This window comes from Isoptericola sp. MSGPD8_1_ISO-PGPR-S23-394, from assembly GCF_058072785.1.
This window is the reverse complement of record NZ_CM176517.1, coordinates 3,105,606-3,126,566: the sequence shown is the minus strand read 5'-3', so window position 1 is coordinate 3,126,566 and position 20,961 is coordinate 3,105,606. Positions and strand designations below refer to the sequence as shown.

At 71.5% G+C, this 20,961-nt stretch carries 19 protein-coding genes and 2 pseudogenes; 11 read left to right on the top strand and 10 right to left on the bottom strand.

Annotated elements, in window-relative coordinates; translation table 11 throughout:
- Positions 1-21 precede the first annotated feature (21 nt).
- Entirely contained in the window at positions 22-501 is a 480-nt protein-coding gene (locus tag AC3RJ8_RS14380; protein ID WP_489713243.1) for a tRNA (cytidine(34)-2'-O)-methyltransferase, read from the bottom strand.
- A gap of 76 nt (positions 502-577) precedes the next feature.
- Here AC3RJ8_RS14380 and AC3RJ8_RS14375 point away from each other — a divergent pair, with 76 nt between their 5' ends.
- The 3 genes from AC3RJ8_RS14375 (at position 578) to trpS (ending at position 4,076) form a co-directional block, all read left to right on the top strand.
- Entirely contained in the window at positions 578-1,684 is a 1,107-nt protein-coding gene (locus AC3RJ8_RS14375) for an alcohol dehydrogenase family protein (protein WP_489713242.1), read from the top strand.
- On the top strand, positions 1,674-2,720 hold the full coding sequence (locus AC3RJ8_RS14370; protein ID WP_489713241.1) for a proline racemase family protein: 1,047 nt from the start codon (positions 1,674-1,676) through the stop codon (positions 2,718-2,720). Before AC3RJ8_RS14375 ends, AC3RJ8_RS14370 begins: the two co-directional genes overlap by 11 nt.
- Before the next feature lie 222 nt (positions 2,721-2,942).
- Positions 2,943-4,076 carry a tryptophan--tRNA ligase gene (trpS, locus tag AC3RJ8_RS14365; RefSeq protein WP_489713240.1) on the top strand — a complete coding sequence of 378 codons (1,134 nt, stop codon included), beginning with the start codon at positions 2,943-2,945 and terminating at the stop codon, positions 4,074-4,076.
- 106 nt (positions 4,077-4,182) lie between these two features.
- On the opposite strand, the gene AC3RJ8_RS14360 is transcribed toward trpS, so the two are convergent.
- Positions 4,183-6,111, bottom strand: a complete 1,929-nt coding sequence (locus tag AC3RJ8_RS14360) for a phosphoenolpyruvate carboxykinase (GTP) (protein WP_489713239.1) — start codon at positions 6,109-6,111, stop codon at positions 4,183-4,185.
- Between the two features lie 138 nt (positions 6,112-6,249).
- On the opposite strand from AC3RJ8_RS14360, the gene AC3RJ8_RS14355 reads away from it, so the two are divergent.
- Together AC3RJ8_RS14355 and AC3RJ8_RS14350 are read left to right on the top strand one after the other, a co-directional pair.
- Positions 6,250-7,743 carry a helix-turn-helix domain-containing protein gene (locus AC3RJ8_RS14355; protein WP_489713238.1) on the top strand — a complete coding sequence of 498 codons (1,494 nt, stop codon included), beginning with the start codon at positions 6,250-6,252 and terminating at the stop codon, positions 7,741-7,743.
- A pseudogene (locus AC3RJ8_RS14350) lies at positions 7,740-8,129 on the top strand (hypothetical protein); the annotation flags it as partial. The gene AC3RJ8_RS14355 and the pseudogene AC3RJ8_RS14350, both read left to right, overlap by 4 nt.
- A gap of 201 nt (positions 8,130-8,330) precedes the next feature.
- On the opposite strand, the gene AC3RJ8_RS14345 reads toward AC3RJ8_RS14350, so the two are convergent.
- From AC3RJ8_RS14345 to AC3RJ8_RS14330, 4 genes and pseudogenes are all read right to left on the bottom strand, one after another.
- A complete protein-coding gene (locus tag AC3RJ8_RS14345; protein WP_489713237.1) occupies positions 8,331-8,651 on the bottom strand; it encodes a hypothetical protein in 321 nt (106 codons plus the stop codon).
- A 99-nt stretch (positions 8,652-8,750) separates the two neighbouring features.
- A complete protein-coding gene (locus AC3RJ8_RS14340) occupies positions 8,751-9,029 on the bottom strand; it encodes a M1 family aminopeptidase (RefSeq protein ID WP_489713236.1) in 279 nt (92 codons plus the stop codon).
- A gap of 11 nt (positions 9,030-9,040) precedes the next feature.
- Positions 9,041-9,594 (bottom strand): annotated as a pseudogene (locus AC3RJ8_RS14335) (transposase); the annotation flags it as partial.
- 487 nt (positions 9,595-10,081) lie between these two features.
- Positions 10,082-10,816: a DUF2599 domain-containing protein gene (locus AC3RJ8_RS14330; RefSeq protein ID WP_489713235.1), complete on the bottom strand. Its 735-nt coding sequence runs from the start codon at positions 10,814-10,816 to the stop codon at positions 10,082-10,084.
- A 189-nt stretch (positions 10,817-11,005) separates the two neighbouring features.
- On the opposite strand from AC3RJ8_RS14330, the gene AC3RJ8_RS14325 reads away from it, so the two are divergent.
- The gene (locus tag AC3RJ8_RS14325) at positions 11,006-11,275 is read left to right on the top strand and encodes a hypothetical protein (protein ID WP_489713234.1); all 270 of its coding nucleotides are present in this window, start codon (positions 11,006-11,008) and stop codon (positions 11,273-11,275) included.
- A 456-nt stretch (positions 11,276-11,731) separates the two neighbouring features.
- Positions 11,732-12,199 carry a recombinase family protein gene (locus AC3RJ8_RS14320; protein ID WP_489713233.1) on the top strand — a complete coding sequence of 156 codons (468 nt, stop codon included), beginning with the start codon at positions 11,732-11,734 and terminating at the stop codon, positions 12,197-12,199.
- A 171-nt stretch (positions 12,200-12,370) separates the two neighbouring features.
- Here the strand turns inward: AC3RJ8_RS14320 and AC3RJ8_RS14315 are convergent, their stop codons facing one another.
- On the bottom strand, positions 12,371-13,720 hold the full coding sequence (locus tag AC3RJ8_RS14315; RefSeq protein ID WP_489713232.1) for an alpha/beta fold hydrolase: 1,350 nt from the start codon (positions 13,718-13,720) through the stop codon (positions 12,371-12,373).
- Positions 13,721-13,780: 60 nt separating this feature from the next.
- Between AC3RJ8_RS14315 and AC3RJ8_RS14310 the strand changes: the two genes are divergently transcribed.
- Entirely contained in the window at positions 13,781-14,497 is a 717-nt protein-coding gene (locus AC3RJ8_RS14310) for a YqeB family protein (RefSeq protein WP_489713231.1), read from the top strand.
- Positions 14,481-15,077 carry a TetR/AcrR family transcriptional regulator gene (locus tag AC3RJ8_RS14305; protein ID WP_489713230.1) on the top strand — a complete coding sequence of 199 codons (597 nt, stop codon included), beginning with the start codon at positions 14,481-14,483 and terminating at the stop codon, positions 15,075-15,077. Before AC3RJ8_RS14310 ends, AC3RJ8_RS14305 begins: the two co-directional genes overlap by 17 nt.
- A gap of 88 nt (positions 15,078-15,165) precedes the next feature.
- Here the strand turns inward: AC3RJ8_RS14305 and glpK are convergent, their stop codons facing one another.
- The 3 genes from glpK to AC3RJ8_RS14290 form a co-directional block, all read right to left on the bottom strand.
- Positions 15,166-16,683 carry a glycerol kinase GlpK gene (glpK, locus tag AC3RJ8_RS14300; RefSeq protein ID WP_489713229.1) on the bottom strand — a complete coding sequence of 506 codons (1,518 nt, stop codon included), beginning with the start codon at positions 16,681-16,683 and terminating at the stop codon, positions 15,166-15,168.
- A 46-nt stretch (positions 16,684-16,729) separates the two neighbouring features.
- Positions 16,730-17,464, bottom strand: a complete 735-nt coding sequence (locus tag AC3RJ8_RS14295; RefSeq protein WP_489713228.1) for an MIP/aquaporin family protein — start codon at positions 17,462-17,464, stop codon at positions 16,730-16,732.
- A 108-nt stretch (positions 17,465-17,572) separates the two neighbouring features.
- A complete protein-coding gene (locus AC3RJ8_RS14290; RefSeq protein ID WP_489713227.1) occupies positions 17,573-19,318 on the bottom strand; it encodes a glycerol-3-phosphate dehydrogenase/oxidase in 1,746 nt (581 codons plus the stop codon).
- 111 nt (positions 19,319-19,429) lie between these two features.
- On the opposite strand from AC3RJ8_RS14290, the gene AC3RJ8_RS14285 reads away from it, so the two are divergent.
- Both AC3RJ8_RS14285 and AC3RJ8_RS14280 read left to right on the top strand, forming a co-directional pair.
- Entirely contained in the window at positions 19,430-20,383 is a 954-nt protein-coding gene (locus AC3RJ8_RS14285; protein WP_489713226.1) for a sugar-binding transcriptional regulator, read from the top strand.
- 61 nt (positions 20,384-20,444) lie between these two features.
- A complete protein-coding gene (locus tag AC3RJ8_RS14280; RefSeq protein WP_489713225.1) occupies positions 20,445-20,957 on the top strand; it encodes an amino-acid N-acetyltransferase in 513 nt (170 codons plus the stop codon).
- The last annotated feature ends 4 nt before the right edge of the window (positions 20,958-20,961 follow it).

Below are 20,961 nucleotides of genomic sequence, written 5' to 3'. Positions count from 1 at the left end.
GTCGGTGGCGCGACTATTCCGTCAGGCGCCGGCGAACCCGGTCTGCCGCCAGGCCTCGTAGACCGCGATGGAGGCGGCGTTGGTGAGGTTGAGCGAACGCCGTCCGGCGAGCATCGGGATGCGCAGCTGGTCGGTGATCCGCGGGTGCGCCAGGACCTCGTCGGGCAGCCCGGTGGGTTCCGGACCGAACAGCAGCACGTCGCCGGGGGCGTAGGTGACCGAGGTGTACGACGTCGTCGCGTGCGTCGTGAAGGCGAAGACCCGGGCGTCGGGGAGACGGTCCAGCACGGCGTCGAGCGAGGGGTGCACGTCCATGACCGCGAGGTCGTGGTAGTCGAGGCCGGCGCGCCTCAGCTTCGCCTCCGACAGGTCGAAGCCGAGGGGTTCGACCAGGTGCAGACGGGCGCCCGTGACGGCGGCGAGCCGGATCGCGGACCCGGTGTTGCCCGGGATGCGCGGCTCGAAGTAGACGATGTGGGCGAACGGGGACGGCTGGGGCACGCCGACGATTCTCCCACCTCGGACCGACCCCGAGCCTGGGAGAGCGCGTCTGGACCGTCGCCCCTAGTGTCGAAGGATGGAACCAGTACCTGCACAGATGAAAGCGGTCCAGCTGGTCGGCCACGGCGGTCTGGAGCAGCTCGTCTACCGTGAGGTCCCCACCCCCGCCCCGGCGGCCGGCGAGGTGCTGATCGACGTGCACGCCTGCGGCATGAACAACACGGACGTGTGGGTCCGCGAGGGTGCCTACGGCTCCGAGACCGACGCGGCGGAGGTGTCCACGTGGCGGCGTGGCCGGTCCACGCTCGAGTTCCCCCGCATCCAGGGCACCGACACCGTCGGGGTGATCGCCGCCGTCGGCGACGGGGTTCCGGCCGAGCGCGTCGGTGAACGCGTCATGGTCGACTTCTCGATCTACAACAGGCCCGAGGGGGACGACTCGCTGGCCGACATCGACTACATCGGCCACGGCCGCGACGGCGGGTACGCCGAGTACGTGGCGGTCCCCGCGGAGAACGCCTACGAGATCACCGCCGACCTCACCGACGCCGAGCTGGCCACGTTCTGCTGCGCCTACCTCACCGCGGAGCAGATGCTCGACCGCTCGCGGCTGGCCGAGGGTGAACGGATCCTCGTCACCGGCGCCTCCGGCGGTGTCGGGTCGGCGATCGTCCAGCTCGCCCGGGTCCGTGGCGCGATCCCGTACGCAGTGACCAGCGCCGGCAAGGAGGACGCGCTGCGGGAGATCGGCGCGGAGGACACGATCCTGCGGGACACCGACGACCTGGTCGCGGAGACCGAGCGGGTCGTGGGCGCGCCGGTGGACGTTGTCGCGGACCTCGTCGCCGGCCCGATGTTCAACGACCTCCTGCGGATCCTGCGCCCCGAGGGCCGCTACAGCACCGCGGGCGCCATCGGCGGGCCGGTGGTGGACCTCGACCTGCGGACGATGTACCTCAAGCAGCTCGAGCTCCACGGGTCGTCGCAGGGGACGCGGACGGCGTTCCGTCGCCTGGTCCGGTACATCTCGGACGGCGAGATCAGGCCGTTGCTGGACCGGACCTTCCGGCTGTCCGACTTCCACGACGCCCAGCGCACCTTCATGAGCAAGACCTACATCGGCAAGCTGGTCGTGGTCCCGGACCGGCACTGGGACACCGTGGGAGCCTCCTATGCATCGTGAGCGCACGCTGCACCTCATCGACACCCAGTCCGGCGGGGACGTCAGCCGGATCGTCATGGAGGGCGTCGAGCTCATCCCGGGGACGACGGTGCTGGAGAAGGCCCGCTACCTGGAGCGTGAGGGCGACGGTCTGCGGCGCCTGCTGCTCTCGGAGCCCTACGGCGACCCCGCGATGTCCGTCGACCTCATCGTGGAACCGAGCCACCCCGAGGCGGAGGCCGGCTACATCATCATGGAGGCGATGGGCTACCCGCTGTACTCGGGCTCCAACACCATCTGCACGGCGACGGCCCTGCTGACCAGCGGCACGATCCCGATGCGCGTGGACGACGGCCTCCAGAGCGTGGTGCTGGAGTCGCCCGCCGGGCTCGCGCGCATCACGGCGCGGATCACGAACGGTCGCGTCGCCTCGATCACGACCCAGGGCGAGCCCGCCTACGTGGCCGAGGAGGGACTCGTCGTCGACGTGCCCCACTATGGCGAGGTGCACTTCGACCTCGTCTGGAGCGGTGCGTACTACGCGATGATCGACGCCGCCGCACACGGGTTCACCATCAACGCCGAGGAGCAGATCGCGTTGACGGCCTTCGGCGACGCCTTCGTGCGCGCCGCCCGCCCCGGTCTGCTGGAGGAGCACCCCGAGCTCGGCAACGTCGGTCCGCTGCCGTTCGCGCACTTCATGGGACCGGTGCGGGGGGCCGGACCCGGCCATCTGGAGTCGCCGTCCGCGACCTACGTCCACCCCGGTGTGATCTGCCGCAGCCCGACCGGTACCGGCACGTCGGCCCGGCTGGCCCTGATGGCCCAGCGCGGCGAGATCGCCGAGGGCGACGCGCTGGAGACGATCTCCCCGCGCGGCAGCCGGTTCGTCGGCACCGTCCTGGGGGAGGCGAAGGTCGGCGCCTACCGTGCCCTGCACTCGACCATCACCGGCTCGGCCCGGCTGCTGGCGCACTCGCAGATCACGGTGGACCTGGACGACCCGCTGGTGGACGCCTCCGACCTGGAGCACGTGCTCGCGGTGCAGCCGGCGTAGTCCTTGGTTCGCTTCCCCGTCGCTGAGGGGAACCGAGGACTACGTCGAGGTATCCTCCTCGCATGACGAGGCGCACGGACTGGTGGCGGCTGCAGCTGCAGCCGTGACCTGACGCGCCCCGCGCCGAACCCGAGTCCCGAGCTGCTTGCCGCAGCCCGGGACTCGTCGCGTTCGTGCCGACGTCGGGCACCGGTGGGCGGCGACCATCGCAGGAGGCCCACCATGACCGCCACCACCAGCACCCCGACCGTCCCTGCCCCCGACGGCGAGAGCGCGCCCGACGGCGAGACCCCCTCCGTGCGCGCCGCTCGCACGCGCACCGCCGAGATCGAGGAGCGCATCGCCCGGGACCCGAGCATGTTCCGTGTCCTCACCGGTGACCGGCCGACCGGTGCCCTGCACCTGGGTCACTACCTCGGCACCCTGGCCAACCGGGTGCGGCTGCAGGACGCGGGCGTCGACGTCGTCCTCGTCGTCGCCGACTACCAGGTGCTCACCGACCGCGACGAGACGGGCGACCTGCCTGCCGTCGTGCGCGAGGTGGTGCTGGACTACCTCGCGGCCGGCATCGACCCCGCCCGCACCACCGTTTTCGCCCACTCGGCGGTGGCCGCTCTGCACCAGCTCATGCTGCCGTTCCTGTCCCTCGTCACCGTGGCCGAGCTGGAGCGGAACCCGACGGTGAAGGCCGAGTCGGTGGACGCGGCCGGCCTGCAGGGGCGGAGCATGTCGGGCCTGCTGCTCACCTATCCGGTGCACCAGGCGGCGGACATCCTGGCCGTGCACGGCAACCTCGTGCCGGTGGGTACCGACCAGCTGCCCCATCTCGAGACGACGAGGATCGTCGCGCGGCGCTTCAACCAGCGGTTCAGCGCGGCGCAGCCGTACTTCGCCGAGCCGGAGGCACTGCTGGCCGACACCCCGACGGTGCTGGGGAGCGACGGCGCCAAGATGTCGAAGTCGCGGGGCAACGTGCTCGAGCTGCGGGCCGACGAGGACGCGACCGCCGCCTACTTCCGGCGCGCGCGGACCGACTCGCAGCGGCACATCACGTTCGACCCGGAGTCTCGGCCGGAGGTCGCGAACCTGCTGCGTATCGGGGCGCGGTTCGCCGGGACGACGCCGGAGGCCCTCGCCCAGTCTGTCGGCGCGGCGGGCGCGGGCCGCCTCAAGGAGGTCGTCACGGAGGCGGTGGTCGAGGGGCTGCGACCGGTCCGCGCCCGACGGCGGTCGCTGGCGGCCGAGGGAGCCGCCGTCGTCGGCGAGGTGCTGGCGCGGGGGACGGCGCGGGCCACCGTGCTGGCCGAGGGCACCCTCGCGGACGTGCGCGAGCTCATGGCCACGGTCTACTCGTGACCTCTGCCCGGAGGCCGTGCTGCCGATGTCGGTCGTCCGTGTCGAGGTCGGCAGTCCGGACTGCCGACCTCGACACGGACGACCGACATCGGCACGACGTCACGGGTCAGCGGAGCCGGTCGGTGAGCCGGTCGAGCTGGTCACGCAGACCCTGCGGGACACGGTCCCCGAACGTGTCGAAGAACTCCGCCGTCAGTCCGGCCTCGGCGAGCCACGCCTCCGTGGGCACGTCGAAGAGGGCGGCCAGGTCGTCGTCGGAGAGTTCGAGCCCATCGACGTCGAGCGCCCCCGGAGCGGGGAGCAGCCCGACGGGCGACGTGACCGCGCCGGAGTCGGTGCGCACGCCCCGGGACCGGTCGATCTGCTCGGTGATCCACTTGACCACGCGGGAGTTCTCCCCGAACCCGGGCCAGATGAACGAACCATCGGCGTCCTTGCGGAACCAGTTGACCTGGAAGACCTTCGGCCGGTGCTCGGAAGACAGTCCGCTGCCCACCCGCAGCCAGTGCGACCAGTGGTCGGCCATGTTGTAGCCGCAGAACGGCAGCATGGCGAAGGGGTCGCGACGCAGCTCGCCGACGGCACCCTCGGCTGCCGCCGTGCGCTCGGAGCTGATCGTGGCTCCCATGAAAACGCCGTGCTCCCAGCTCGTCGCCTGTGCGACCAGCGGCACGTTCGACGCCCGGCGGCCCCCGAAGACGATCGCGTCCACCGGGACGCCCGCCGGGTCCTCCCACCCGTCCGCGATGGACGGGCACTGCGCGGCGGCCACCGTGAAGCGCGAGTTCGGGTGCGCGGCCGGGGTCTCGGCGTCCGGCGTCCAGTCGTTTCCCTGCCAGTCGATCAGGTGCTCCGGCGGCTCCGGGGTGAGGCCCTCCCACCACACGTCGCCGTCGTCGGTCAGGGCGACGTTGGTGAAGATGACGTCGTGGGTGAGGGTGTCGATGGCGGTCGGGTTGGTCTGGACGCCGGTGCCGGGCGCGACACCGAAGAACCCGGCCTCGGGGTTGATGGCCCGCAGCGTGCCGTCCGGCCCCGGGCGCATCCACACGATGTCGTCGCCGAGCGTCTCGACCTTCCAGCCGGGGACGGTCGGGCGCAGCATCGCCAGGTTCGTCTTGCCGCAGGCGCTGGGGAACGCCGCCGCGAGGTGGTACTGGCGCTGCTCGGGGGACGTCACGCGGATCAGCAGCATGTGCTCGGCGAGCCAGCCCTCGTCGCGGGCCATCGCCGAGGCGATCCGCAGGGCGAAGCACTTCTTGCCGAGCAGGGCGTTGCCGCCGTACCCGGACCCGTAGGACCAGATCTCCCGCGTCTCGGGGTAGTGGACGATGTACTTGGTGTCGTTGCACGGCCAGGCGACGTCCTCGGTCCGCTCGCCGTGCTCGTCCACGAGCGGGGCTCCCACGGAGTGCACGGCGGGCACCCACTGCTGCCCGCGGTCGACGAGGTCGAGCACCTCGCTCGAGACGCGGGTCATGACGTGCATCGAGACGACCACGTAGGGCGAGTCGGTGATCTCGACGCCGACCTGGGAGATCGGCCCGCCGACCGGTCCCATGGAGAACGGCACGACGTACATGGTGCGGCCCCGCATCGACCCGGCGAAGACGCCGTCCAGCTCCTCGCGCATCGCGGCGGGGTCGTGCCAGTTGTTGGTGGGACCGGCGTCGTCCTCGTGCTCGGAGCAGATGAACGTGCGGGACTCGACCCGGGCCACGTCGGAGGGGTTCGACCGGGCGAGGTAGGAGTTCGGCCGCTTGACCGGGTCGAGGGGGGTGAGGGTGCCGGCCTGCACCATGAGGTCGATCAGCCGCTGCTTCTCCGCGGCGGACCCGTCGCACCAGACGACGTCGTCGGGCTGGGTGAGCTCGGCGATCTCGCTCACCCAGGCGCGCACGTCGCGGACCGGTGCGGGGTCCGACGGCGTGGCGACGGCCGCGGGGAAACCTGCGGCGTCGGTGCGGTCCAGGAGGTCGGGGGCGATCTCCGCGAGGGCGAGGCGGGTCCGGCGCGGGTTGGCGGTGAACGTCATGGGTGCTCCCTGGGTCGAGGCTGGTCCTGCCGTGGTGTGCCCAGCGGCGGGCTCCCGTTCTCAGCCTGACCCGCGTTATCGCCGTCTTTCCACTGGGGCGGCCGCGAAGATTGGCGAATCTTCACGTACGGTGAATCCATGGCCACGACGACGCCGTCCGACGCCCCGGACCTCATCACCCTGGGCCGCCGTATCCGGCACGCCCGCACCGCCCGGGGTCTCACGCTGGACGCTCTCGGGAAGGCCGTGGACTGTGCACCGAGCCTGCTGTCCCTCATCGAGAACGGCCGGCGCGAGCCCCGGCTCTCCCTGCTGCGTGCGCTCGCCGAGGCGCTGGACGTGGCGCTGCCCGACCTCCTCGCGGACGAGCCGCCGTCGCGTCGCGCCGCGCTCGAGATCGCGCTCGAGCGCGCTCAGCGCGGGCCCTTGTTCGCTGCGCTCGGGCTGCCGCCGATCAGGCCGAGCCAGAAGCTGCCCGTCCCGGTGCTCGAGCAGCTCGTCGGGCTGCACGCCGAGATCGCGCGGCGCGAGGAGGAGGCCATCGCCACGCCCGAGGAGGCCCGGCGGGCCAACACCGTCCTGCGGACCGAGCGCCAGGAGCGCGACAACCACATGCCGCAGATCGAGGCGCTCGCCCATGACATGACGCGCCGCGCGGGATACACCGGCGGCGCGCTGACGCACCGGACCGTGGCGCGCATCGCCGAGGACCTGGGCCTGACGATCCTGCACGTCGACGACCTGCCGCGCTCGGCGCGCTCGGTGACCGACTGGAAGAACGGCCGCATCTACCTGCCGCCCGCCTCCATCCCGGGCGGGCACGGGCTGCGGTCGCTGGCGCTGCAGGCGATCGGGCACCGGGTGCTCGGCCACGAGCGCCCGCGCTCCTACGGCGAGTTCCTGCGCCAGCGCGTCGAGATCACCTACTTCGCGGCGGCCTGCCTGATCCCGGAGCCCACGGCCGTCGAGTTCCTGTCCCAGCGCAAGCGGGAGAAGGACCTCGCGGTGGAGGACTTCCGGGACGCGTTCGGCGTCACCCACGAGGCCGCCGCCATGCGGCTGACCAACCTCGCCACGGTGCACCTGGGCATCCCGCTGCACTTCCTGCGCGTCGGGGACGACGGCGCCCTCTTCCGCGGGTACGCGAACGACGGCATCCCGCTGCCGCAGGACGTCACCGGTGCCATCGAAGGTCAGCTCGTGTGCCGGTGGTGGCCGGCGCGGGAGGCGTTCCGCCGACGTGACCGGGCCACGGAGTCCTACCAGTACACCGACACCCCGGCCGGGACGTTCTGGGACTCGGTGCAGACCGGCACGGCCGCGGACGGCCGGCAGTTCTCCATCACCGTTGGCGTGCCGTACGCGCACGCCAAGTGGTTCCGCGGGCGCGACACCCAGGTGCGCCACACCTCGACCTGCCCGGACCCGTCCTGCTGCCAGCGGCCGCCGTCGGACCTCACCGAACGCTGGCAGGCGCACTCGTGGCCGAGCGCGCGCATGCACCAGCAGGTGCTCGCCGCGCTGCCGCGCGGCGTCTTCCCCGGGGTGGACGACACGGACGTCTACCGCTTCCTGGAGCGTCACGCTCCCGACGACGGCGCCGAGATCGCCCCGGAAGGCCCGGGTCGATGAGCACGCTGCTCGTCCGGACCGCGCTGCTGCCCGGCGCGCCGGCGAGCGCGAGCCGTGCGCAGCGCCGGACGGCGTTGCTGAAGGACGCGCTCGGCGCCGTCGGAGTCGACCTCGGGGGCGAGGCCGGTGACCTGCGGCGACGGTGTCTCGCCTGCGGCGGCACCGACCACGGCAAGCCCGAGCTCCCCGCGGCGCTGGCCGCGGGCTGGCACCTCGGCGTGGCACGCACGCCGACACAGCTCGCCGTGGCGGTGTCCGACTCCGGACCGTGCGGCGTCGACGTCGAGGAGGTCGACGCCGTCGCCCGGGCACCCGTCGCACGGGTGCTGCTCGCGGCGGAAGAGCCGGGCCACGACGGCGGCGCGGACCTCGCGTCGACGGCGCGGCTCGCGCGCACCTGGGTCCGCAAGGAGGCGCTCCTCAAGGCGACGGGCCACGGGCTGGGCGTCGAAACCGCGCTCCTGGTCCTCGGTGCGGCGCAGGACCCGCCCCGGGTCGCCCGTTGGGACGGCCCGGGCCCGCCCCGGTGCCGACGGCGTGGCACGAGGAGGATCTGCCCGCGACCGACGGGGCGCCTCGCGCTCTGCTCAGTGCCGTCGCGCTGCGCGCTCCCTGAGGTCGGCGCCCCGCACCGGCGACGGGTCACGCGACGGCAGCTCCGGCAGCTCGGCGTCCTCGAGCCACCGGTCAAGGAGCGCGTCGAGGCCGTCCGCGGCCACCGCCACCTCGACCACGAGCGACCGCAGGTCCGCCGTCGTGGCATGGCCGTGCCGGTAGCGGGCGGTCCAGGTGCGCAGGAGGTCGAAGAACGTGTCGTCGCCGAGCGTCAGCCGCAGGGCGTGCAGGGTCAGGGCGCCGCGCTTGTCGAGCCAGTCGTCGAACATCAGGGCCGGTCCCGGGTCGGCCACCACCAGGTCCTCGTCGAGCGTGGCCAGCCGGCCGTGGTGCTCGCGGGCGAGCTCGTCCGCCGTCGGGCCGCCCGAGGCCTCGGACCACAGCCACTCCGCCTAGCAGGCGAACCCCTCGTTGAGCCAGATGTCGCACCAGGCCCGCACCGAGACGCTGTTCCCGAGCCACTGGTGGGCGAGCTCGTGGGCGACGAGCCGGTCCGAACCCCGGCTGCCGTCCAGGTGGTTGGCGCCGAACACGGAGGCGCCGTGCGCCTCGAGCGGGATCTCGAGCTCGTCGGAGGTGACCACGATGGTGTACTCCGCGAACGGGTAGGGGCCGAACAGTCCTTCGACCAGCGAGAGGAGCTCGTCGTGCCGCTCGAGGTCGTGGGCCACCGCGCCCGTGCGCCGCAGTGGGTGTGCCGCCAGAGGTGCTCATCGACGCCGACCGTGGTCACGCCGTCGAACCGGGCGTCGTCGTGATCGGCACCCGGCGTCCTTCGGCCAGGACGGCGTCGTTGGCGGTGTGCCACGACCCTGCCAGGGCTTCGGCTACCCGTGCGACCGTCAGATGGTGTGTCACCAGGGCGACCAGGGCGACCAGGGCGACCAGGGCCCGGCGCACCGCCGCCCTTGAGAGCTTCGCCCGCGGCTCGGCCGCGGCCGAGGTCTCCTGGCGCCACACCCGCCGGCAGTCCTCGCAGCGGTAGCGGCGCACCCGCACCAGCAGGGTCGGCGGCCGCCTCCGGAACGGTTCGTGCGCCAGCCGCCGAGACACCGTTCCCCGCGGTGTGCCCTCGGCGCCGCACCCACGGCAGAACGCATCGTCGTCGCGCGCCATGACTTGGCACTCGAGCACCGCGCGGCCCGGCTCCAGGCGCTGCCCGAGCACGACGAGACCGAGCTCGTCGAGGCGGCAGAACGTCGTCAGGTCAGGTGTGCAGAAGGTAGCGTCGTCCACGTCGAGGTCTTCCGGATGGGCAGTGTGAGAACTTCCATCCTGGGGGACCTCGACCCGTCCCCGGCCAGTTCAGCCAGCCTGCGCTACGCCCTCGTCTGCGTTGAGCCCGAAGAGTGTGCTAGACGGCCTTGGACTCACAGGCGTGGCGTCCGCGCCGCGACCACGACCACCAGGTCGCGCGGGCGCCCGGCGAGGACCGGAGTTGGTTCGGGACCCGCCGGTCCGCGCGCACGAGCGCTGCGGGGTGGATTCGTCATCTCGTCTCGATTCGCGACAGTGTCGTCGAGGAAGCCAACGAGCGAATTTCGGCTATCACCCGCAATCGCAGCGGCGCCCCCGAATGCTCGACAGCATTCGGGGGGCGCCGCTGCGATTGCGGGTGGGTGGGGGGCGTTCAGTTAGTCAACTCGATGTCCTGGTACACCCAGTTGAGATGAGACGGCCCCTATCGAGGAAAGCGCCCAGGATTCCCTGGTTGCTTGCTAGATCAGGGGTTGCATGCCGACGCGACGAGCTTCGGCAATGAAACGACCGGACGCCAGCTCTCGAGGTTCCAGGTGCTCTTCGCTCGGGCGACGCCGGACATGGGGTGGCAAACATACTGCTGGTACATGCTTGCGTAGTTCCACACGCCCTTGCGCTTGGCTTCAGCCCAACCCCAATTCTCGTGAATCGCGGTGGGTGCGACGCGCCCGTAGGCCGATGGCTTGACCTTGAAGCGCGCACCACTCGAGGTGTTGACCTTTTGGACGCTCGCGATCAAGTCCGATACGGCCATGACATCCACATCAAGTGGGTAGGCCGCCTCTGTGGGATCGTTCAGGCGCACGGTCACGTTCTCGCCGTCCGCCACTGCCGAGGCCTCGATCGACTGCCCGGAAGCGTCGGTGACCTCGGGGAGTACGATGAAGAGGTAGGCGCCGTCGGCGTCGAGCGCGACGATCCCCCCGTCGTTGCCCTCGATAAACTGGCCGCCACTCAGGTCGAACTCGGCGGAAACGGGCTGCTCGTCGTTGCCGGCCACCTTGCTGGCGCGCACACCGTCGTAGCCGTCGAGATCCGTGATGGACAAGCTGGTCGACTCGACCTTGACGGTCGTGAGCTGCGCGGAACGGAATTCATCGTCGGATGCCGATTCAGAGGCAGACGCGGCTGTCGCCGAGGACGCGACGACAAGGGTGACGGCGGCAGTGATCGCGGCCGTTCGGGAACTGCTTCTCACAAACTCTCCTTCGAGTGATCTGCGTCGTGACCGAATGGGATCGGTCCCGGTCTCGTCGACCGTACGGGCGACGGGCAAAGTGCGCAAGTCGTGTGAATGGTGCGTGGAAGCTAGGCTTGCCGTACATGATCGGAGTATGTTGGCCGCGACCGCATGACAGACGTTGTGCCGAGTGAAGAGGAGAGTTGAATGAGTTCAATCGATGCAAAGCTGGCGACCGTCTCCCGGTTCTTTGTTGGGGCCGCTGGAGTCGTGCTGTTCGTAGCCAGCGCCTATACCGGATACATCGAGGGCGTTCGCGCCGACGAAGGGCTGCCAACATCGGGGATACTGCCAGCAGAGATCGCCGGGTTCGTCCTCGGGCCCCTACTCGTGGTCGCCGCTGTCGTCCTCGCGGTCCTGACGCGTCGAACGAGGCACAGTCCAGGTCAGCACGTCGGTGCCGCGGCGTCGCAGTAGATCGTCGGTGGCCCCACCCTGCTACAGGGTGGGGCCACGTTTGGCCTGTCGCGTGCAGCGTGGCGCCTGTTCGTCATCTTCTACACCTTCCTGAGGTATGCGTGCCGCGGCACCGGCTGATCCGGGCCGCCGTGATGTTCATTGCCGCCGCCGCCTCGATTGCCACATGTGACCGGCCAGCGTTATCGGTTCGTTACCTACAGTCATGCGTCGGCTTGTCGCGTTGGAGTCTGCCCACTGCGACACTCCGGTCACCCGGGCGCGCACCCCAGCGGTCAGCGGTCGGCTACGCCCGCGTGTCGAGCACCGACCAGAACCTCGCCCGCCAGATCGAGGCGCTCGGCAGCGTCGACCGGCTGTTCACCGAGAAGCAGTCCGGCGCCCAGCGGACCGGGCGCACCGAGCTGGCCGGGATGTCTCCTCAGCCCGGGCCGGTGACACGTGCTGGTGTCCTCCATGGACCGGCTTGCGCGTTCGATGGTCGACCTGAACCGGATCGCCTCCGAGCTCGTGGCCAAGAGCGTCGTGGTCGAGTTCGTCGCCGAGCGCGTCACTTTTCGCCCCGGCGCCACCGACGCGTTCGCCGAGTTCCAGCTCAACATCATGGCCTCGTTCGCCCAGCTCGAGCGCGCCATCGCCAAGGAGTGCCAGGCCGACGGCATCGCGGCGGCCAAGGCGCGCGGGGTCTACACCGGCCGTGCCCGCAAGCTGGACGCCACCCAGCTCGCCCAGGCGCGCGACCAGATTGCCGCCGGCGTGCCGAAGGCGCAGGTCGCTCGCCAGCTCGAGGTCGACCGCACCACCTTGTGTCGCACGCTGGCACGGGCCACGCCGCGGCCTCGCGGTCAGCTCGATGTCCTCGCGATCTCACCGAACAGGCTCGCACCGTCTGCGCAACAGGCGCAGGGGCGACCTGGACGCTGACACCGCGGGTTGAGTGCGCTGGCGCCCGGCCCTCGGCGGTCGACCAGGTCGCGGCATCGTTGCACCGCGCCATCGGTAGTGCCCTCGGTGGCGGAGATGCTGGCGCCGCGCGCGCTCCTGGACGAGCCTCGGTGGGATCGAAGGCCCGGCCGGACAGGGGTCGTCGGCAAATCAGTGGGGAGTCCGGCCCTTCTCTTCGGGCTCGGCGAGCGGGCCGCCGCGGGCGTCGAGGCGGTCCAGCAACTTCGTGAACACGTCGCCGGCGCGCAGGCCGTCGTGCTCGAACTCGTTGGTGACCCACGCACGGGCGTTGCCGACGCGGGCGGCGGTGTCCAGGGACAGGCCGGCGTCGACGAACATGTCGTCGTGGTAGACAGCTGCCTCGAGCGGCACCTCGTTCGCGGCGAGCACGTCGAGGTCGTAGAGGTTGCGCCAGTCGTCGCGTGCCGCGAGCGCCTCCGCGGCCGCGCGGAACGGACGCAGGGCGGCGACCTGGTCGAACATCCAGGGGTAGATCATCTCGCCGGTGAACAGCAGCGGCCGGGCGTCCGTGGCGAAGGTGGGATCGCCGTCGCGCACGCGCTGCGCGGCCCATGCCGTCGGACCGGTGCCCGCCTGGGCGTAGATCGACTCGTGCAGCACCGCGTAGAGGGGGTTGGTGGCGAACCCGGTGGCGGACTCCACCTCGGCGAGGAACGTGTCGGTGAGGGTGTCGCCGGCGCCCGGTGCGGACAGGTCGTCGAACGCCTCGTCGACGATCCAGTGGACGCGCTCGAAACCGGGCCCCATCCCGAACGCCATGCCGAGGGACTGGAAGCGCTCGACGCTCAGCAGGTCTCCGCCCGGCAGGCGCACGTCGCCGACGGCGATCCGGTCCGCGATCCGGCCGATCCGTTCGACGTCCTGCGGGTACCGCTCCCGGTAGAGCGCGTTCTTGGCGACGACGCGCGCTTGCGTGCGTCCGTAGACGTCGTCCGCGCTCGCGGTCAGCCCGGCCAGCCCGCCGGTGACGTACGACGCCGCCACGCCCTCCGGTGCGAGGGACAGGTAGGTGAGGGTGAGGAACCCGCCGTAGGACTGGCCGAGCGTGGACCAGCGTCGTCCGTCGTAGACCTCGCGGCGCACGTGCTCCGCGTCCAGCACGATCGAGTCCGCGCGGAAGTGGCTCAGGTGCTCCGCCTGGGTGTCCGCGTCCCCGAGCGCCTGCAGCGCCGCGGCACGCACCGCTGTCGACCGTCCGGTGCCGCGCTGGTCCAGCAGGACGACGCGGAACCGTTCGAGGGCCTTGCCGAGCCAGCCGTCGGGGCCGGTGGGGCGTGGCCCCTTGCCGCCGGGGCCGCCCTGGAGGAAGACCAGCAGCGGCAGGTCGTCCCCATGGCGCTGCGGGGCGACCACCTCGCGCACGAACAGCGAGAGGGTGCGGTCGTCGTCGGGGTCCGCCCAGTCGAGCGGGACCGTGAGGGTGCGGTCGGTGACGTGGGCGCCGGGGATGGTGTACTCGGAGGTCGAGGTGATGGCCACGGAAGCAGCCTATGCGGCTCGGCGTTGCATTCATGGAGTAGTCACTCCAATAATGAGGTCATGGCACCGACCGAGCTGCGCCAGCACCGCGCCGTCCCCGTCCTCCTGGGCCTCGCGGTCCTCGTGCTCGGGGTGGTGCTCGGGTTCGCGCTGCCACCGTTCGCACGCTGGCTGCAGGACGTCCTCGAGAGCACGCCGCTGCCCGTCCACGGCGCCGTCGGGCTGGTCGCCGACCTGTCGCCGGCCTGGTCGGTGTCGATCCTCTCGGTGCTCGGGCTCGTCGGGGGTGTGCTTCTCGCGCTGATGGCCGAGGGGGAGGCTCTGCGGCTGACGGTCGCCGCCGACCACGTCGAGCACCGCACCGACGACCGCGAGGGCTGGGTCGAGCGCGACCGCGTCACGGCCGTCCACCGCGACGGGAAGGATCTCGTGTTCCTCGGCGCGGGCGGCCGGCCCCTGGTCCGGATGGCTGCGGACAGCCTGGACGCGTCGACGCTCGCGAGCACCCTGCGCCGGCACGGCTGGCCGTGGCACGACACGGACCCGTACGAGGACGACTTCTCGCCCTGGGTCCACGGCCGCCCGGGTTTCGACGACGCCGAGCAGAGGCTGCTGCGCCAACGGCTCGACGAGCGCAAGGACGCCGCCGCCGTCGTCCGTCTGAACGACGAGCTCGCCACGGTCGGGCTGGCAGTGCGCGAGCGTGACGGCCGGCTGCAGGTCCGCCGTTGCGCAGCGGCCGAGGGTAGAGAGCCGGGCCGTGGCGCGTCCCGTTGATCCCGAGCGCCACGCGGCCCGTCGTCTCCAGATCATCGACGCCGGGCTGACGGTCTTCGCCGAGCGTGGGTACGACGGCGCCACGACCGCGCGCATCTGCCGGCGGGCCCGGATCGGCTCGGGGACCTTCTTCCACTACTTCGCCACGAAGGCGGACCTGCTGCTCGCCATCCTCGAGCTCGGCACGGTCGAGACGAGAGAACGGGCGGAGGCCCTCGAGGGGCGGACGGACGCGCTCGGCGTCCTCCTCGAGCTGGTCGGTGCGACGGCGGACGACGCGGCCGACGCGCGGATACCCGGCTTCGTCCGGGCGGTGGCCGGGGTGATGCACGTACCGCGGATCGCCGAGGCGCTGGCGGCCGACGACGCCGCCCAGCGCGAGGTGCTGCTGGTGTGGGTCGAGCGAGGTCAGGCGAGGGGCGAGGTACGCACCGACCTGACGGCCGCCCGCCTCGTGTCCTGGCTGGTGCTACTGACCGGTGGCTTCCTGGAACGGGTGGCCGTCGACGAGGCGTTCACCGCCGAGCGCGAGCGGGGCGTCCTGGTCGACACCGCCCGTGGCTTCCTGCGCGGCGGTTGAGAGAGCCGCCGCCCGCCCCGACGCGTCCCGGACGCACGACGGCGGGGACCGGCCGCGATGGCCGGCCCCCGCCGTCGGCGGTGCGGGACTACTCGCCCGAGTCCTCGTCCACCCAGTCGAAGGTCTTGGTGACGGCCTTCTTCCACTGCCGGTAGAGACGCTCGCGCTCGTCCTCCGCCATCGACGGCGTCCAGCGCTTGCCCTCGGCCCAGTTCTCCGTGACGTCGGACTCGCCCTGCCAGAACCCGACGGCGATGCCGGCCGCGTACGCGGCACCGAGCGCCGTCGTCTCGGCGACCTCGGGACGGACGACGTCGACACCGAGCTGGTCGGCCTGGAACTGCATGAGCAGCTCGTTGGCGACCATGCCGCCGTCGACCTTGAGCTCGGTGAGGTCGACCCCGGAGTCGGCCCGCATGGCGTCCATGACCTCACGGGTCTGGTACGCCGTCGCCTCGAGGGCGGCGCGGGCGATGTGGTTGCGGTTCACGAACCGGGTCAGGCCGACGAGCGCACCGCGGGCGTCCGGGCGCCAGTAGGGGGCGAACAGCCCGGAGAACGCCGGGACGAAGTACGCACCGCCGTTGTTCTCGACCTTGCTGGCGTAGTACTCGACGTCCGGGGCGTCCTCGAACAGCCCCAGGTTGTCACGCAGCCACTGCACCAGGGATCCGGTCACCGCGATGGATCCCTCGAGCGCGTAGACGGCGTCGGCGTCGCCGATCTTGTAGCAGACCGTCGTGAGCAGCCCGTTCTCCGACGGCACCTTCTCGGTACCGGTGTTGAGCAGCATGAAGTTGCCGGTGCCGTAGGTGTTCTTGGCGGTACCGACCTCGAAGCACGCCTGGCCGAACGTCGCGGCCTGCTGGTCGCCGAGGATGCCGGCGATCGGGACGCCGGGGACCATCCCGCGGGGTCGTCCGCGGCCGTACACCTCGGACGAGGAACGGATCTCCGGCAGCATCGACAGCGGGATGCCCATGTCGGTGGCGATGTCTTCGCGCCAGCTCAGGGTGTCGAGGTCCATGAGCATGGTGCGCGAGGCGTTGGTGACGTCGGTGACGTGCACGCCGCCGTCGGTACCGCCGGTCATGTTCCACAGCACCCACGTGTCTGTGTTGCCGAACAGCAGGTCGCCGCGCTCCGCGGCCTCCCGGGCGCCGTCGACGTTGTCGAGGATCCACTTGATCTTCGGCCCGGAGAAGTAGGTCGCCAGCGGCAGGCCGACGACCGACTTGTACTTCTCCGGGCCCTCGTCGCCGCCGAGCTCATCGACGATCGCCTGCGTGCGGGTGTCCTGCCAGACGATCGCGTTGTAGACCGGCTTGCCGGTGTTCTTGTCCCAGACGACGGCGGTCTCGCGCTGGTTGGTGATGCCGACCGCCGCCAGGTCCTCGTGCGAGATGTTGCCGCGGGTCAGAGCCAGCCCGACGACCTCCCGCACGTTGTTCCAGATCTGCTCGGCGTTGTGCTCGACCCAGCCGGCCCGGGGAAAGATCTGGTCGTGCTCGATCTGACCCGTCGAGACGCTGCGTCCCGAGTGGTCGAAGATGATGGCACGCGAGCTCGTCGTGCCCTGGTCGATGGCGAGGACGTAGTCGGCCATGCTGTGCTCCTTTGCGTTGACGTGAGCGGGATGAGTGGGTGGCGGGTCAGCCGAAGGCGACGGCCGAGGCGAGCAGGCCACCGAGGATGCCGCCGACGATCGGGCCGAGGACGGGGACCCACGAGTAGCCCCAGTCGCTGGAACCCTTGCCCTTGATCGGCAGCAGGGCGTGCGCGATCCGCGGGCCGAGGTCACGGGCCGGGTTGATGGCGTACCCGGTGGGGCCACCGAGGCTGGCACCGATGCCGACCACGATGAGGGCCACGGCCAGCGGACCCATGTCACCGGGCCAGTTGGCGAACGACAGCACGAGGAAGACGAGGAAGAAGGTGCCGATCACCTCGGTGACGAAGTTCCACGCGTACGAGCGGAGCTCGGGGCCGGTCGAGAAGACGGCGAGCTTCGTCGCGGGCGGCGCCTCCTCGTCGAAGTGCTTCTTGTAGGCGAGGAACGCCAGGGCCGAGCCGACGGCGGCGCCGGCGATCTGGGCCGAGATGTAGATGAACCCGTTCGCCGCGGTCACCGGGATCCCGGGGCCGAACTCGGTGGCTCCGTTGGCCCAGAGCCCGAAGGTCACGGCGGGGTTGATGTGGGCACCGGACTTGAAGGCCACGAACACGCCGGCGAACACGGCGAGGCCCCAGCCGAAGTTGATCAGCAGCCAGCCACCGTTGAACCCCTTGGTCTTGGGCAGGACGACGTTGGCGACGACGCCGGCACCACCCAGCAACAGGATCATCGTGCCCAGGAACTCGGTGATGAAGAGCTCACCTGACGACATTGTCGTACTCACCTTCTGTCGGACTTCGTTGTCGGAGCCCCGGCGGGCGCCGGGGTCGTGCAGGTCGTGCGGGGTCGTACGGCGGCCGCCCGCGGGCGACCGCCGGGTTCAGGAGCCGCGCAGCGGCTGCATCGGCGCGACGTCGGGCGCCTGCGAGCGCGCCTCCTCGGCCGAGGCGTCGTCGGACTGGCGCGCGGCCGCGTCCTCGGCGTCGGCGCGGGCCCGGTACGCCTCGATCTCGGACCGGCGCGTCTGGTCGTCCCAGCCGAGCAGGGGCGCGGCGATCTCGGCGATCTCGTCGAGGGCCGCACGGCCCTTGTCCGGCACCTCGTAGACCAGCCGCGTGCGGCGCAGGAGCAGGTCCTCCAGGTGCAGGGCGCCCTCGTGGCTGACGGCGTAGTGGATCTCGGCGCGCAGGTAGGCGGGGGCGTGCTCCAGCGGCCGGGCGAGCGAGGGGTCCTCCTCGCAGAGGGTGACCAGCTCGCGCAGCGCGGAGCCGTAACGGTGCAGCAGGTGGTCGAGCATGGCGGGGCTCCAGCGGTAGCGCTGGGACCAGGCGCGGGCCTGCCTGCGCACGGCGGACAGCCCGACGGCGCCGACGAGCGGGATCTGGTGCGTCACCGACGGCAGCGCGTGGGCACGCTGGCCGATCGCGAAGTCCACGGCGTCCTTGGCCATGACCCGGTACGTGGTGAGCTTGCCGCCCGCGATGACCGTGAGGCCCGGCGCCGGGGAGGCGACGGTGTGCTCACGGGACACCTTGGAGGAGCCGGTGCCCTCCTTCGTGCCCGGCTGCAGCAGCGGCCGCAGGCCGGCGTAGGTGCCGATGATGTCGTCCCGGGTCAGGGGGTGGGCCAGCACCGCGTTGGCGTGGTCGAGCACGTAGTCGATGTCCGTGGCCGTGGCGACGGGGTGCACCGGGTCCTGCTCCCACGGGGTGTCGGTGGTGCCGATGACCCAGTAGCGCGACCACGGGATGATGAACAGCACGGACTTCTCGGTCTGCAGGATCAGCCCCACCGTGCCCTTGATGCGCTCCCGGGGGACCACGATGTGGATCCCCTTGGAGGCTAGCACCCGCAGACCGCCCTCGTCGCCGGCGAGCGCCTCGGTGTCCTCGGTCCACACGCCCGTCGCGTTGATGACGTGCCGGGCACGCACCGGGATCTCCCGGCCGGTCTCCAGGTCGACGACGACGGCACCGTTGACGGCGCCGGTGGCGCTCTTGGTCAGGGCGACCACCTGGGTGCGGGACGCGGCGTGCGCGCCGTAGTCGGCGGCGGTGCGCACGAGCGTGCTGACCAGCCGCGAGTCGTCGACCGAGGCGTCCCAGTACTGGACGGCGCCGATGGCGGCCTCGTGGGCGAGGTCGGGGAACTTCTGCGCGATCTGGCGGCGGCTGAGGTGCCGGTGGATCGGCATCGCCCGGCGGCCCGGCGCGACGGCGGCGAGGGTGTCGTACAGGGCGATGCCGGCGCCGACGTAGGCCCGCTCCCAGACGCGGTGCTCGAGCGGGTACAGGAACGGGACGGGCTTGACCAGGTGCGGCGCGAGCTCCTTGAGCAGCAGGTCGCGCTCGGTCAGGGCCTCGTGGACCAGGGAGAAGTCGAGCATCTGCAGGTAGCGCAGGCCGCCGTGGACCAGCTTGCTGGACCAGCTCGACGTGCCGGCGGACCAGTCCTGCGCCTCGACGATCGCCGTGGACAGGCCGCGGGTGACGGCGTCGAGGGCGATGCCCGCACCCGTGACACCGCCACCGATGACGAGCACGTCGAGCTCGGTGGCGGGCTCCTGCGAGCTCTCCAGGGCTGCCAGGGCCCTGGTGCGTGACTCTGCGGTGAGTCGGGAGGCCATCGGTCGTGCTCCTCTCGGTCGGGTTCCCCACCAGAGCACCATCGCGGGAACGTTCTCGCAAGCCAGGTGCACGAACGTGCAAACCGGGTCGTCTCGCGTCATGCTGGGGCGGTGACGACCTCTCGGGAACGCGACGTGGTGATGGCCGCGACGATGTACTACCTCCAGGACATGAAGATGGAGTCGATCGCGCGCCACCTGCGCACGTCGCGCTCCACGGTCTCGCGCCTGCTCAAGCGAGCACGGGACACCGGCGTCGTCGAGATCACGCTGCGCCCGGCGCACTCCCGCGCCCCCGGGCTGGGACGCGAGCTGGCCTCGCGGCACGGCATCGAGGTGTACGTGGTGCCCGTCGCGGACTCGGCCGACGAGACCGAGCGGCTCGGCCAGGTCGCCCGGACCGCGGCTCGCCTCGTGTCGCGCTGGTTCGACTCCGACATGGTGCTCGGCGTCGCCTGGGGCACCACCCTGGCGGCGGTGGCCGAGCACCTGACGCACAAGGCCACCCGCGGCTCGTCGGTGGTGCAGCTCAACGGCGCGGCGAACACCCGCACGTCCGGGGTGAGCTACGCCGGCGGGCTGATCGACCAGATCGGGAGCGCTTTCGAGGCGAACGTGCACCACTTCCCGGTGCCGGCCTTCTTCGACTACGCCGAGACACGGGCCGCGATGTGGCGCGAGCGGTCCGTGCGCCGGGTGCTGGACGTCCAGACGCGCACCGACCTGGCGGTGTTCTCCGTGGGCGCGCTCACTGGCGTGCCCTCGCACGTGTACTCCGCCGGCTACCTCGACCCGGAGGACGTCGCGACCCTGGACCGCGCCGGGGTGGCCGGGGACGTGTGCACGGTCTTCCTGCGACCGGACGGCACCTACCGCGACATCGCGATCAACGCCCGGGCGACGGGCCCGACGCCGGACCAGCTGCGCCGGATCCCCCGGCGCCTGTGCGTCGTCGCCGGGGACAACAAGGTCGTGCCGCTGCGGGCGGCGCTCGCGGCCGGGGTGGTGACGGACCTCGTGGTCGACGAGGCGACGGCGGCCCGGCTCGCCGACTCCGGCGCGTGAACGTTCGTGCGCCCCGGCGGGTGAGCGACGTGACGCGCGGGCCGCGTCCTACAGTGGCGACGTGCCCGCAGCGAGCTTCTCCGTCCGCCCGGCCCTCCCGGCCGACGTCCGCGTCATACGGGACCTCGTCGAGCCGTACGCCGCCGAGCGGATCCTGCTCGCCAAGGAGATGGTCGGCTACTACGAGGCCGTCCAGGAGTTCGTCGTGGCCGACGCCGGCCCCGACGGCGGCGTGGTGGGCTGCGGTGCGCTGCACGTCATGTGGGAGGACGTCGCCGAGATCCGGACCCTGGCCGTCGACCCGGCCTGGACCGGCCGCGGCGTCGGTCACGCCCTGGTCACCGAGCTGATCGGCCGGGCGCGCGGCATGGGCCTGCGCCGCTTGTTCTGCCTCACGTTCGAGGTCGACTTCTTCGCGGCGCACGGCTTCGAGGAGATCGACGGCACCCCCGTCACGCACGACGTCTACGCCGAGCTCCTGAGGTCGCACGACGACGGCGTCGCGGAGTTCCTCGACCTCGCCCGCGTCAAGCCCAACACCCTCGGTAACACCCGGATGCTCCTCGAGCTCTGAGCCC

Excerpts from the sequence above, each read along its gene's own strand:
- AC3RJ8_RS14375 (WP_489713242.1), top strand. The coding sequence starts at position 578 with ATGGAACCAGTACCTGCACAGATGAAAGCGGTCCAGCTGGTCGGCCAC.
- AC3RJ8_RS14370 (WP_489713241.1), top strand. The coding sequence starts at position 1,674 with ATGCATCGTGAGCGCACGCTGCACCTCATCGACACCCAGTCCGGCGGG.
- trpS (WP_489713240.1), top strand. The coding sequence starts at position 2,943 with ATGACCGCCACCACCAGCACCCCGACCGTCCCTGCCCCCGACGGCGAG.
- AC3RJ8_RS14360 (WP_489713239.1), bottom strand. The coding sequence starts at position 6,111 with ATGACGTTCACCGCCAACCCGCGCCGGACCCGCCTCGCCCTCGCGGAG.
- AC3RJ8_RS14355 (WP_489713238.1), top strand. The coding sequence starts at position 6,250 with ATGGCCACGACGACGCCGTCCGACGCCCCGGACCTCATCACCCTGGGC.
- AC3RJ8_RS14325 (WP_489713234.1), top strand. The coding sequence starts at position 11,006 with ATGAGTTCAATCGATGCAAAGCTGGCGACCGTCTCCCGGTTCTTTGTT.
- AC3RJ8_RS14320 (WP_489713233.1), top strand. The coding sequence starts at position 11,732 with ATGGACCGGCTTGCGCGTTCGATGGTCGACCTGAACCGGATCGCCTCC.
- AC3RJ8_RS14310 (WP_489713231.1), top strand. The coding sequence starts at position 13,781 with ATGGCACCGACCGAGCTGCGCCAGCACCGCGCCGTCCCCGTCCTCCTG.
- glpK (WP_489713229.1), bottom strand. The coding sequence starts at position 16,683 with ATGGCCGACTACGTCCTCGCCATCGACCAGGGCACGACGAGCTCGCGT.
- AC3RJ8_RS14295 (WP_489713228.1), bottom strand. The coding sequence starts at position 17,464 with ATGTCGTCAGGTGAGCTCTTCATCACCGAGTTCCTGGGCACGATGATC.
- AC3RJ8_RS14290 (WP_489713227.1), bottom strand. The coding sequence starts at position 19,318 with ATGGCCTCCCGACTCACCGCAGAGTCACGCACCAGGGCCCTGGCAGCC.